Origin of the sequence: Pseudoalteromonas sp. GW168-MNA-CIBAN-0100 (assembly GCF_040309225.1) — a bacterium.
In the GTDB taxonomy this organism is placed as follows: domain Bacteria; phylum Pseudomonadota; class Gammaproteobacteria; order Enterobacterales; family Alteromonadaceae; genus Pseudoalteromonas; species Pseudoalteromonas arctica.
This window is the reverse complement of sequence record NZ_JBEOOL010000024.1, coordinates 34854-48252: the sequence shown is the minus strand read 5'-3', so window position 1 is coordinate 48252 and position 13399 is coordinate 34854. Positions and strand designations below refer to the sequence as shown.

The window sequence follows — 13399 nt, the reverse complement described above, 5'->3', positions numbered from 1 at the left end:
TTTTATGAAAGCTTATAAACTTTCTATTTTAGTTTTTTGCTCAAGTAGCTTAGTTTTAGCATCGCTAAACTCAGCTAGTTTTGCATTTTCTTTAGCAAGTACAGCTTCTGGTGCGTTGTTTACAAACTTTTCGTTAGCGAGTTTGTTTTGCACTTGTGCTAGGCCTTTTTCTGCTTTTTCGAGTTGCTTATTAATACGCGAAAGCTCGGCTTCCACATCAATTAAGCCCGCCATTGGGATCATGATCTCAAGGTTGCCAACATAAGACGTGGCACATGCTGGTGCATCGTCTTTGTTTTCAAGCATTGTAAACTCTTCAATTTTTGCAAGTGATGCTAAAAATGATTTGTTTTCTTCAATGCGTCGCACGTCGTCGCTCGATGCATTAGCAAGTAATACGCTAAGTGGTTTACTTGGACTAATATCCATTTCACCACGAATATTACGAATAGCTAAAATGAATTGTTTAACCCACTCTAAGTCGTCCATTGCTTTAGCATCAACGCTTGCTTCATTATATACAGGGAACGGCTGAACCATAATGCTGGTGTTTGCTGTTTCAAGGCCTGCAAGTGGTGCAACACGCTGCCAAATAGTTTCAGTGATGTATGGCATCATTGGGTGCATTAAACGCAGTAAGCTTTCAAGTACGGTAATAAGTGTATTACGTGTACCACGTTGCTGCGCTTCATTACCTTTAAATAATACCGGCTTAGTTAGCTCTAAGTACCAATCACAAAACTGGTTCCAAGTGAATTCGTAAAGTGTGTTAGCAGCTAAGTCAAAACGGTAGTTATCTAAATGCTCTGTGTAGGTTTTAACGGTTGCTTCATATTGACCTAAAATCCAGCGGTCAGCTAATGAAAGCTCCGTTTGAGCACCGTTTGCAAAACCACAGTCTTGCTCTTCTGTATTCATTAATACGTAACGGCTCGCGTTCCATAATTTGTTACAGAAGTTACGGTAACCTTCAAGGCGGTTCATATCCCAGTTAATATCACGACCGGTAGATGCCATTGCAGCAAGGGTAAAGCGAAGGGCGTCGGTGCCGTGTGCTTCAATACCGCCTGCAAATACTTTACGCGTATCTTTTTCGATTTTAGCGGCAAGTTTTGGCTGCATCATGTTACCAGTACGTTTTTGTACTAGGTCTTCAAGTTCAATGCCGTCAATCATGTCTAGTGGGTCAAGTACGTTACCTTTTGACTTAGACATTTTATCGCCATTGTCGTCACGTATTAAGCCAGTTACATACACAGTTTTAAACGGGACTTGTGGTTTGCCATTTTCGTCTTTTACAAAGTGCAGCGTCATCATAATCATGCGCGCAACCCAGAAGAAAATAATATCAAAACCAGTTACCAACACGTCAGACGGGTGGAAGGTTTTTAAATCATCGGTATTTTCTGGCCAACCTTGTGTAGAGAACGTCCAAAGCGCTGATGAGAACCACGTATCAAGTACGTCTTCGTCTTGGCTTAGTGTTACACTATCTGCAATGTTGTTTTCACGGCGTACTTCAGCTTCGTCGCGACCAACAAATACGTTACCTTCATTGTCGTACCAAGCTGGGATACGGTGACCCCACCAAAGCTGGCGTGAAATACACCAATCTTGTACGTCGTTCATCCACGAGAAGTACATGTTTTCGTATTGCTTAGGTACAAATTGAATATCGCCATTTTTAACAGCGTCTTTTGCAGGTTCAGCAAGTGGTGCAACACGTACATACCATTGGTCGGTAAGTAGTGGCTCAATTACCACGCCAGAGCGATCGCCGTAAGGAACCGTTAAACCATGGTCTTCAATTTTTTCAAGTAGGCCTAGTTCTTCAAATTCTGCCACAATTGCTTTACGCGCTGCAAAACGATCAAGCCCGCGCAAGCGCTCAGGAATTGGCGCATCAAACTCAAGCTCTTTACCGTCAAAGGTGTATGTTTCACCTTGGGTTAAAATAGCGGCGTCTTTATCGAAAATGTTGATCATCGGCATTTGATGACGCTTGCCCACTTCGTTATCGTTAAAGTCGTGCGCTGGGGTTATTTTTACACAGCCCGTGCCTTTATCTTTATCGGCATGTTCGTCAGCAACAATTTTAATACGACGATTAACGATAGGTAATAAAATCTCTTTACCGATTAAATCTATGTAGCGTTCGTCATCAGGGTTTACTGCAACACCCGAGTCGCCAAGCATGGTTTCTGGACGCGTAGTTGCTACTACAATGTAGTCTTTTCCATCTTGCGTTGTAACGCCATCAGCTAGTGGGTAACGTAAGTTCCACATGTGGCCTTGCTTGTCTTTGTTTTCAACTTCAAGATCAGAAATAGCCGTGTGTAATTTTGGATCCCAGTTTACTAGGCGCTTGCCTCGGTAAATTAGGTTTTCTTTGTGAAGGCGTACAAACACTTCTTTAACAGCTTCAGATAAACCATCATCCATTGTAAAACGTTCACGATCCCAATCAACAGATGCGCCAAGGCGGCGAAGTTGCTTAGTGATAGTGCCGCCCGATTCTTTTTTCCATTCCCAGATTTTATTAATAAAATCTTCGCGGCCTAAATCGTGGCGTGTTTTGCCTTCTTCGGCATGCAGTTTACGCTCAACTAACATTTGCGTTGCAATACCTGCGTGGTCAGTACCTACTTGCCATAATGTGTTGTTACCTTGCATACGTTTAAAACGCGTTAGGGTATCCATTATTGTATCTTGGAAGGCGTGGCCCATGTGTAAGCTACCAGTGACATTTGGCGGCGGGATCATAATTGAATATGGTACGCCTTTGCCAGATGGCTTAAAGTAGCCTTTTTGTTCCCAGTCTTGATATAGAGACTGTTCAATATCTTGCGGATTGTAGGTTTTATCCATTACACAGAACCTTAAATAAGTACTTAAATTAGTTGGTTAGTTTGCCTGATTGGCTAGCTATTAATATCTTGCGTGGTGAGATTGGCACCGAGTTGGCGTAGCTTTTTAAAACGCTCGCGGGCTGCTTGTTTAGCCGCTGCTTCTACGGGTACAAAATCAAAAACTTGGTTAAACCGACGAATGTAATCCGGTAACTGAGTAGCCAAGTTAATTAAAACTTTACGATTGCCAACAGGTGGCGTAATACCAATTTCTACAGGTGCGCCGCCTTTAGGGCCTTCACCTTGTAAATTATGTGGCACAAAACTATCTGGATCGAATGCCCAAATTATTTCATCAATGGCACAGGCAGCTTCGTTATCGTTAACACAAATAAACACACGCTGCCCATTTCGATACTGATCGGCCGCAATTTGAGCAGCCAAAGCAAAATGATCGTCAGCCTTCGCTTTAGACTCATCTTGTTGCTTTAGAACGAAAAATTTAGCATTCATGTTCATTGTATCGGGGTTTCCCATGACATTGAATGTATACCAAATTGATATACATAAATTAAGAGGCAGATTTTGCCATATAACGGGGTTTGCTTCAATTAATACACAAATAAATAAGGCGCCAAATGGCGCCTTATAAATAGCTAAACAGTGTGTTTAATCTTGAGCGGCTTCACTTACGCCAGCTCTATTTAATAAATACTGAGTAAGCATTGGTACAGGTCGACCCGTTGCGCCTTTTTTAGCGCCACTGCGCCACGCTGTACCGGCAACATCTAAATGCGCCCAATGATACTTTTTAGTAAATTTAGACAAGAAACATGCCGCAGTAATAGTACCCGCAGAGCGTCCACCTAAGTTTGTAAAGTCAGCAAATGGGCTTTCTAGCTGATCTTGATAGTCATCCCATAACGGTAACTGCCATGCGCGGTCGCCACTTTGCTCAGACGCTTTTAATAAATCGTGTGCAAGTGGGTTATGGTTTGATAGTAAACCAGTCGCATGCGCGCCAAGGGCTACAATACAAGCGCCAGTAAGTGTTGCTACGTCAATAACCGTATCTGGATTAAAGCGTTCAACGTACGTTAGTGCGTCGCACAATACTAAACGACCTTCAGCGTCGGTGTTTAACACTTCAACTGTTTGCCCCGACATTGTTGTTAAAATATCACCTGGGCGATACGCGTTTGAGCCAGGCATATTTTCACAACCAGCTAAAACACCAATAACGTTAATTGGCAATTGCATTTGTGCAAGTGCACGCATTGCGCCAATAACACCTGCAGCGCCGCCCATGTCGTATTTCATTTCGTCCATGCCTTCGCCTGGTTTTAATGAAATACCGCCTGAGTCAAACGTTAAGCCTTTACCAACAAGTACAATAGGGGCTTGGTCGTCAGCGGCGCCTTTGTAGTTAATAATCGACATAATTGATTCGTTATCACTACCTCGGCCAACAGCTAGGTAAGAATTCATGCCTAGTTCTGCCATTTGCTTTTCGCCAATAATATCAACAGTGATGTTGTCAAAATTAGTTGCCAACTCTTGTGCTTGCTCGCCTAAGTACACTGGGTTACAAATATTTGGTGGCATATTAGCCACGTCTTTACACAGCTTACTACCTGCAGCAATGGCTAAACCATGCTCAATGGCACTTTCGCCAATCGTTAGTTCGCGTCGTGTTGGTACGTTAAACACCATTTTACGAAGTGGACGACGAGGGTCTACTTTTTTACTTTTTAATTGGTTAAACGTATATAAGCAATCTTGCGTTGTTTCTACTGCTTGACGAACTTTCCAGTAAGTGTCGCGACCTTTAACGTGTTGCTCTGTTAAAAAGCAGACTGCTTCCATAGAGCCTGTTTCGTTTAAAGTATTAATAGTTTTAGAAATAATTTGTTTATATTGCTTATCATCAAGCTCGCGCTCTTTACCACAACCTACAAGCAATATGCGCTCGCTTAATACATTGGGTACATGATGCAATAATAAAACTTGGCCTGGCTTACCTTCTAAGTCGCCACGGCGAAGTAAATTAGAGATATAGCCATCACTAATTTTATCGAGTTGTTCACCAATGGGGGATAACCTACGTGGCTCGTAAACGCCAACCACAATACATGCGCTGCGCTGTTTTTCTGGGCTACCACTTTTTACGTTAAATTCCATTGTCACTCCTGATTTTGAGTCATTTAAGTTAGTAAGTTGGGGCTAAAAAAGTATTTTCTAGTCTTATCTACGTAACTTATGTAAGGATAATTCTTATTTTAGCTGATTTTGCTAGACTCTTACTGTGTAATTGAACTTTATATGCTTAAGGGCTACTAATGCAACATTATATCGTGCACTTAGGTAGGATAATTAAATTTGATGGCTTATAATAATAGCCTATTTGCCGGTATTAATTGGGTAAAATAGCTATTTAACTATTCAATTCTCACTATCGTAGTGAAATTCCATGTTTAACAGGGGCGAGCATTGCTAATTTTCCGTTATTTGACCGCTGAGGTTTTAAAATCGCAGGTCGCCGTATTTTTAACTTTAATGACAATATTTTTGTCACAAAAGTTAGTTGGTATTTTAGGTGATGCCTCTGAGGGCAGCATTCCTGCTAAATTAGTGCTATCGATGATTGCACTAAAGCTTCCACAACTAGCCTCGCTAATACTTCCGCTGAGTATATTTTTAGGCATTATTTTGGCTTACAGCCGTATTTACGCCGATAGCGAAATGACCGTCCTTAAAGCCTGTGGCGTAAGTGAATGGTATGTTGTGCGCGTAACGCTTATATCAAGCGTTGGGCTTGCCATATTAGCCGCTGCATTGACTATGTATATAGCGCCGTGGGCAAGCGAGCAAGAGTATCAATTGAAAGAACAAGCCAAAGCCGATGCAGGGTTATCTGCACTCAGAGCTGGGCGGTTCCAAGAAACCGGTAACGAAAAAGCCGTGGTGTTTATTCATAATATTGAAAAAGGCGGCAAAGAGCTCAATAAGGTATTTGTTGCACAGTTACCTGATAGCGAAAAAGGCAATCTAGCGCGCTTAGTATATGCACAGCAAGGTGTTGTGGTTGAGGCCGTAAATGGTGAGCAACAGCTAGTACTAACAGACGGTAAACGTTACGAAACAGACGGCACAACGCCTGCACTTAATTTAACAGAATTTGACGGTTACAGCGTACAAATACGAGAACAAGAAATAGAGCATCAACGCCGTAAATTAGAGGCTGTGCCAACTAACCAATTATTGGCTATAAACACTCCTGAATCTATTGCTCAATGGCAATGGCGACTCGCTATTCCGTTATCAATCCCACTACTTACCTTACTGGCAGTGCCGCTAAGTGTGGTTAATCCTCGCCAAGGTAAATTTGCAAAACTAGTGCCTGCTATTAGCTTGTACTTAGGCTACTTTATTTTACTAAATGCCGCTAAATTTGCAGTTGAAGATGGCAAAATCCCGCCTTCAATCGGCTTGTGGTGGATTCACCTAAGTGCCCTGTTTATAGGTGGGTTATTAATTATAAAAGGGCGACCACTGGGCGCTTGGCTTAAAGCCGTTGTAACTAAGCGGGAGTTAGGCTCATGATGAAAACGCTTGATTGGTATTTAGGCCGCAGTATTTTACAAACTACCGGCTTTGCATTGTTGGTACTTGTTGGTATTAGCACCTTAATTAAATTTATCGACCAGTTAAAGTCGGTAGGGCGCGGCAGTTACGACTTAATGACCGCAATGCTTTACACGCTTTACACAATACCTGGCGATTTAGTGGTGTTTTTTCCGATGGCCGCGCTAATTGGTGGCTTAACGGGTTTGGGGGCACTTGCCTCAAACAGTGAGCTGGTAGTGATGCAAGCCGCTGGTATGTCGCGCTTACAAATAATTGGTTCAGTGATGAAAACGGCCATATTTATGGCTGTATGCATGATGGCACTTGGCGAATGGGGTGCACCTGAAGCGCAATTACACGCTAAAGAAATGCGAAACCAAGCAATACATGGCGGCGATGTGTTTAATACACAAAAAGGTGTATGGGCTAAAGACGGCAATAATTTTATTAATATTGAAGATGTTGATGAAAACGGCAGGCTCAACGGGGTACACATGTACCACTTTGATAAATCGCTAGAGCTTACCCAAATTACTAAAGCAAGAGATGCACTGAGCCGAAAAGAAGGCTGGCTACTTCGTGACGTAAATAAGGTTATTATTACTAGCGAAAAAACCACAACAGAGCAATTACCAGAAGAGTTTTACCCTTCGCAGCTCACAGCTGAAAAGTTAGGGGTTGTTTCGGTAAAACCGGAGTCACTTTCATTTACTGGGCTTTGGTCGTATTTAAGTTACTTAGAGCAAAACGAACAAGACACAAGTACCTATGAGCTTGCTCTATGGCGTAAGTTGATGCAGCCAGTATCTGTTGCGGTAATGCTGCTGGTGGCGCTCTCGTTTATATTTGGCCCACTACGTACCGTTACTATGGGCGCACGTATTATTATGGGTGTTGTAACGGGGATTGTGTTTCACTTAACTAATGAAATATTTGGCCCTGTCGTTATGGTTTACCAAATACCTGCCATTATAGGGGCGGTATTGCCCAGTATTATATTCATAGGCTTTGCGACATATTTGATGAATAAACGGGTATAGATTTACCTATTCAAAGCATGAAAAAGGGTGACCACTGGTCACCCTTTTTGCTTTTTAATTACCGCTTAACTACCGCTTAACTACCGCTTAACTGCCGCTTAACTACCGCTTAACTACCGCTTAACTCACGATTTGAAAAGTTGGTATTAATCAAGCTCACTATAAATACGTCTGTTTTCTTCTTTAGTAAGTGCAATAACTTCTGTTTTAGAGATGTAATCTTGCAGTGCTTTTTTGTTTTTAAAATCTACTAACACCACCAAATTACCTAAACCGAGTAAAGCGCTAACGCTGCGGATAATTGATTGTGGCCAGCTAATTAAATTACCCTCAATAGTTTGTACTTTTAAACGCCATGCACGCATGCCAATGGTTTGCCCGCTTTTAGTCCAAAAGTAGCCAAAAAATACTAAGGTAACAATAATTAAAAGAGCGGTACGAATACCCGAAAGAAGATTTGAATTTTGAATAAAGGCAGATACATCCTCTGCGCCATTTAAACTAATTACATCGAGAGAAATAAGCCCTTGTACTGCAAATAAATACAGCACTACAGTTAACATCGCAAACGCAATAATGGCTAACGTATCGTAAACTAACGACGCAAAACGGCGCCAAAAACCAGCACGTGGAAACTCACCCGACATAAATACACTCTCACTATTAATATGCGAGCTAGTTTAGCAAAAAAGCTTACAAATACTAAGACATGTTAATGCTTAGAGAGGGAATTGATTTTATTGCTTTAAGTTACTACCTACAGGGGAAATGAAAAAGACCCTGCTATTGGTAGCAAGGCCTTTTAATTTATAGCGGATTTAACCTAGCTTGATAGCAAGGTATTTTATGTCGTCACCACTTATTTGCGGTAAAAAATAAATATCGCCGTATTTAAAATACTGCTGCGAGTTAATTATTACGGCCTGTGCTGCCTGAGGCAATGAATCGTAAGTTTGGCCCAAGCTATAATCATTCACATTACCCACTTTTATTGCCTGATTAAGACGGGTTGGTGGCTCATCAACCACTGTATAACCGTCATTATTTGCGACGTAATACACGTTTTGATATGTGTAGTAGGTGGTATTGTGATGCTTAAAATGCCTGTAATTTCTTGGTAGCGTATTTATACGCAGGCCTCTAGGTGGCGTAACTACGTGGTAGCCTCTTTTAGCTTTACGGTAGTAAAGGCCGTCGTTAAACGTAAACGAAATACCATTAAATCTAATCGATGCGCTATTGCGTGGTAAATGGTTTATAAATCGATTTTGTCTGTAAGCGACTGAATTATTATGGTTTGTTAAGTAGTTATATTTGCGCTGGTTGTAGCGGTATTGTTCACGCTTTTCCTGCTTGTACTTAGCAAGTTTACGTTTTTCTTGCTTACGGTCTTCTCGTTTTTCTTTTTTATGCTCAATACGCTGCTTTTTTTCATGGCGGCGTTCATCGCGTTTATATTCAACACGTTTGTCGTGGTCACGTTTAAAGCTTTTATCATTCTCTCGCTCGTTTTGTGCTCCAAGCGCAGAGCCTGATACTGCGCCAATGGCGAGCAGTGCAGGTAGTAAAAAAGTAAGTTTCATAGTATTGCCTCGTTTATGTTTTTACATAACTGGGTTCAATACTAGCGGTTCAAACTGAATGTTAACTGACATACAACAGCAAACGGAGCTATGCTTACAGCTTTTTACATTTTACTGACGGTTCTTGACATAATATCTAGTTTTTGACGATTTTTAAGGGTAATTCTGTTCTTTTTAAGGGGGGTATTACGAGAGATATTTTAATAATATTGCTATTAAATTATGTATTTGGACTTTTTTGTTGTGCTTAGAAAACGTTATTTCCGTGCATTTTTAGATGGGAAAATACCAATAATAGAGTTTAAGTGGTGTAAAAAGCTAAGTTTGCGGCGCGTTGTTTATTGCCGCAAACATGACTTTATATTTTAAAGTGCGCATTTATCTTTTAATAAATTTAAGGCTAGGGTGATACGTTATGGTATTAACTTTAACAAATGCTGTGTTATTAACGTTTCTTTTAACAACTTTAACTGGAACATACTTGATTACCTTAGTTTGGTTAATTTTTTTCAGTTCTCGTTTTAGCTGAACCTTTTTATATTCTTGCTTTGCATATCTATCATGTGGTGCTGCAAATGCAAAACTAGATAAAGTGCCCATAACTAATAGTGCAGGTAGTATAAATGTAAGTTTCATAATATTGCCTCGTTTGTGGTTAACATGGCTAGTATTGACGTTTGAAACTGAATGCCAACTGCATATAGGGGCAACTGTAGGGAGGCTTTACACCCTTTTACTTATCTTTACTATTCTTGACGCTAATACCAATCCGCAGTAATACTTAATCAATTTGAGAGATTCAATCTAACGCTAACTCTATTAAAAAATGACTGATATATGGCTGCATAAATGCAGAAGGTAGAGAAATGAAAGAGCAATTGTCGAGAACAACTAATAACAAATTCAGCAGTGTTATCAACACCTTTTCTTACCTCAAAACAGGTAGCTTAATTAAGCTACCTGTTATAAAACCGTATTGGTTCTATACCAATTCCATATATCGTTTAGAGTTTAGGTGGGCTACTTTTGATAAAAAGGATAGTCGCTATAACCTACTTCAGTACCGCCATACATAGTGGCTGCATCGGCCTCGTTAAACGTCCAATTATTCGCTATACGCTCTGGTAAATCAGGGTTAGCTATAAATGGGCGACCAAATGCAAATAAGTCACCGTAACCTTCACCTAAAATACGTACCGCTTTTTCTACTGTGTATTTACCAGCATAAATAATGCGACCTGAAAATTCAGCTCGTACTGCTTTATAAAATTCTTGTGGTAAATCAGGAGCATTTTCCCAATCAGCTTCCGCTATTGATAAGTAAGCAATGCCAGCTTGCTCAAGCACTTTAACGGCTTGTACATAAGTATGATGAGGGTTTGATTCAACAAGTCCTAGATACACTCGTGTTTCATCTGTGCTTTCAAATAAAGGAGCAAAGCGAACACCTAAACGATCAGAGCCTACAACGTCACTTACCGCTTCAACTATCTCTTTTAAAAAGCGCAGGCGATTACTAAGCGTTCCACCGTATTGATCGTCACGGTTATTAGTATGTTCAGAAATAAACTGATTAACTAAATACCCGTTAGCACAATGAAGCTCTACGCCATCAAAGCCTGCTTCTAGAGCATTACGTGCAGCTTGCGCATACATGTTTACCAGCTTGCCAACCTCAGTAGTACTTAGTGCACGGGGCTCACTTGGTTCAGCCAATGCGCCTTCACCAGGTGCGGTTTCAATAAATACTTTTACATTGTCAGCAATAATCTCTGAAGGGCCAACCGGTTTACCTGAATTTGGTTGTAGCGTGGTGTGCGATACGCGCCCTACATGCCAAAGCTGAGCAAAAATAACACCGCCTTTAGCATGTACTGCATGTGTTACTTTTTTCCAGCCTTCAATTTGTGCTTGCGAGTGAATACCTGGGGTCCAAGCGTAACCTTGTCCACGAGGTTCTATTTGTGTGCCTTCGGTAACCATAAAACCAGCCGATGCCCGCTGCGCATAATACTCAGCCATTAATTCATTAGGAATATTGCCAGGCTGAGTGCTGCGAGAGCGAGTAAGAGGTGGCATCACAATACGGTTTTTGAGTGTAAAAGGGCCAAGCTCAATTGATGAGAATAAAGGGGCGGTATTAACTAATTCTGATTTCATTTTAAATTCTCTTATAAAGCAAACAAAGGCTTAAATAGTGGTTAAGCAACATTGGCAGCATAGAGATTTAAAGATACAATTTGAAACAACACTTTTTTGTGCAGCATACAATTATGAATGGTATTAGTCGGCTCGATATAAAACAGTTAAGAGTACTCAGTAGCTTATTAGAACTGCAAAATCTTTCGCAAGTAGCCAAAAAAATGGGGTTAACGCAACAAGCTATTAGTGAGCAACTACGAAAGCTACGAGACTTATTTGACGATCGCTTGTTTATTCGCCAAGGCAATAACATGGTTGCTACTCCTAAAGCGCAAGGACTCAAGGCGCCTATTAATCATATTTTAAAGCAATTAGAATCGTTATTAGAGCCCGAGCTGTTTAGTCCGCAAACTTATAAAGGTGTGTTTACCATAAGCGCAACCGACTACGCCACGCAGGCCTTATTGCCGCAATTATTTAATATTACCCGCCGCGAAGCGCCAGGTTTAAAGCTGATAGTGCGCGACTTTGCGTCTGACAACGTTAATCAACTTATAACGGCAGGCGAGCTTGATTTGCTGATAAGCTTTCCAGAATTTATACCCGACAACCTTTCTTATATCACTTTGTTTGAAGAACAGCATTTGTGTATTACCGGTATAGGTAACACTACTTACACTGAACCTTTGAGTTTGGCGCAATTTGCAAAGCATTCACAGCTAGTGGTGTCGCCATCGCGCGCTAATTTGCGCGGATCGCACGATCAGTGGTTTGAAAGCCAAGGGCTAAAACGTAATATTGTAATGTCGGTACCGAGTTTTTCAGCAGTGCCCGACATTTTACATACAACCGATATGCTAGCGTTTTACCCATCAAGATTATTACCAAACAGCAAAGTTAAACAGCTAAAAATAGAAGCTCTGCCTCCTACCTTTAAAGTAATAGCCGCATGGCATCCGCGTACCAATAACAGCCCAATCCATAAATGGTTGATAGAGCAGCTGCAAAATTTATAACGATGTAAAAAATCTAAAGTGATTACTTTTTACTGTTAAATTAATAACCCAACATTTAGATTAAATCATTTAACCCCTCCTTAACCCTCGACCTAATAAGCTATGTGTAATAGTACGAATTAGGCATAGTTAAATGGTTTATTTTAAAAAGCACTCAACCGGTTTTTTATTTGCACTTAGTTGCACGCTTGCTGCGTGTAGTAGTCAGCCAAGCTATCAAGGTAATGGCATATTGCACAACGAGATCTCTATAAGTAAATAGCAGCGTACAAACGGATACGCCACACACTGCTAATAACACAAATAAGCCCGCCAATATTGGCTACGGTTTAGGGGTGGAGTTAAGCGAAAAAATAATAAAACGACACGGTTGGGTATACGAAGTAAACGACATGCCTGGGCGTTATGAAGTGGTGGTCGATTTTAGTTAATACGCTTTTTTTAATACTTAGATTTAAAATATAAAAACCGCGCTAAGGCATCTTTAAAATTGCTTGAGCGCGTTTTTTTTATATTCAAAAATATTTAATTTAACGCTGAGAACATAAAAAACTTAGTGATAGTAATGTGTTAAGTAATTTGCTAAAACTGTAGGTAAGAAAAGTGAGGGTAGCGCGAGTAGGGATGTACGTTAATTTTGTACAGCTAACTTGTTGAGTTTCTTATAATGTTCGATTTATGTAACAAATAATGAGTAAAATAATATACGCAGTACGGAGTGTTAATTTAGACAAAATCAAAATAGGTGAGTCTAATGTACATTCAATGTTCAATAGAATACGAACGCATCAAACAGGCTCTGGAGATGAGCTTGAGTTGATCGGTGTGCACTATGGGAAGTACCAAACGGATAAGCAAATCCACCCTCTTTTAAATTCAAGCCATTCTCATTTAGAGTGGTTTAATAATACTGAAGAAGTAGCAAATTTCATCCAATCTAATTTTTTAATTTTTCCTAAAGCACTGTCACTTTTAACTGACATTAGTTGGTCAACAACAGAGACAATATCAACTGAAACAATCGCAATTAATGAGTATGTGAAAGGAAATATTAACAATAATGAGTTTACTACATGGTTGGCTAGCTTTAATGTTCTTGAATATATACAAAGTCAACTTAGAAAACACGAAGACGTTTAGCT

At 40.4% G+C, this 13399-nt stretch carries 11 protein-coding genes; 4 read left to right on the top strand and 7 right to left on the bottom strand.

All coding sequences use genetic code 11. The features are described 5' to 3' along the window. Positions 1-12: 12 nt before the first annotated feature. The 3 genes from AAEY62_RS14800 to pepA form a co-directional block, all read right to left on the bottom strand. On the bottom strand, positions 13-2868 hold the full coding sequence (locus tag AAEY62_RS14800; protein WP_024589714.1) for a valine--tRNA ligase: 2856 nt from the start codon (positions 2866-2868) through the stop codon (positions 13-15). 53 nt (positions 2869-2921) lie between these two features. Beyond that, complete coding sequence (locus AAEY62_RS14795; protein ID WP_007587285.1) at positions 2922-3368, bottom strand: DNA polymerase III subunit chi; 447 nt, start codon at positions 3366-3368, stop codon at positions 2922-2924. 150 nt (positions 3369-3518) lie between these two features. After that, complete coding sequence (pepA, locus tag AAEY62_RS14790; protein ID WP_007587283.1) at positions 3519-5030, bottom strand: leucyl aminopeptidase; 1512 nt, start codon at positions 5028-5030, stop codon at positions 3519-3521. Positions 5031-5339: 309 nt separating this feature from the next. Here pepA and lptF point away from each other — a divergent pair, with 309 nt between their 5' ends. Continuing rightward, positions 5340-6452, top strand: a complete 1113-nt coding sequence (gene lptF / locus AAEY62_RS14785; RefSeq protein WP_007587281.1) for an LPS export ABC transporter permease LptF — start codon at positions 5340-5342, stop codon at positions 6450-6452. Continuing rightward, complete coding sequence (gene lptG / locus AAEY62_RS14780) at positions 6449-7516, top strand: LPS export ABC transporter permease LptG (protein ID WP_007587278.1); 1068 nt, start codon at positions 6449-6451, stop codon at positions 7514-7516. Before lptF ends, lptG begins: the two co-directional genes overlap by 4 nt. Positions 7517-7662: 146 nt before the next feature. Here lptG and AAEY62_RS14775 read toward each other — a convergent pair whose 3' ends face one another. The 4 genes from AAEY62_RS14775 to AAEY62_RS14760 form a co-directional block, all read right to left on the bottom strand. Continuing rightward, on the bottom strand, positions 7663-8163 hold the full coding sequence (locus tag AAEY62_RS14775) for an RDD family protein (protein ID WP_024589715.1): 501 nt from the start codon (positions 8161-8163) through the stop codon (positions 7663-7665). Positions 8164-8334: 171 nt separating this feature from the next. Further along, entirely contained in the window at positions 8335-9099 is a 765-nt protein-coding gene (locus tag AAEY62_RS14770; RefSeq protein WP_024589716.1) for a DUF6515 family protein, read from the bottom strand. Positions 9100-9477: 378 nt separating this feature from the next. Next, a complete protein-coding gene (locus AAEY62_RS14765; RefSeq protein ID WP_024589717.1) occupies positions 9478-9735 on the bottom strand; it encodes a hypothetical protein in 258 nt (85 codons plus the stop codon). A gap of 384 nt (positions 9736-10119) precedes the next feature. Next, the gene (locus AAEY62_RS14760; protein ID WP_024589718.1) at positions 10120-11259 is read right to left on the bottom strand and encodes an alkene reductase; all 1140 of its coding nucleotides are present in this window, start codon (positions 11257-11259) and stop codon (positions 10120-10122) included. 80 nt (positions 11260-11339) lie between these two features. On the opposite strand from AAEY62_RS14760, the gene AAEY62_RS14755 reads away from it, so the two are divergent. Together AAEY62_RS14755 and AAEY62_RS14750 are read left to right on the top strand one after the other, a co-directional pair. Further along, positions 11340-12257 (top strand): LysR family transcriptional regulator, encoded by a 918-nt coding sequence (locus AAEY62_RS14755; RefSeq protein WP_197236867.1) that lies wholly within the window; start codon positions 11340-11342, stop codon positions 12255-12257. A gap of 765 nt (positions 12258-13022) precedes the next feature. Next, on the top strand, positions 13023-13397 hold the full coding sequence (locus tag AAEY62_RS14750; protein ID WP_133120267.1) for a hypothetical protein: 375 nt from the start codon (positions 13023-13025) through the stop codon (positions 13395-13397). Positions 13398-13399 lie beyond the last annotated feature (2 nt).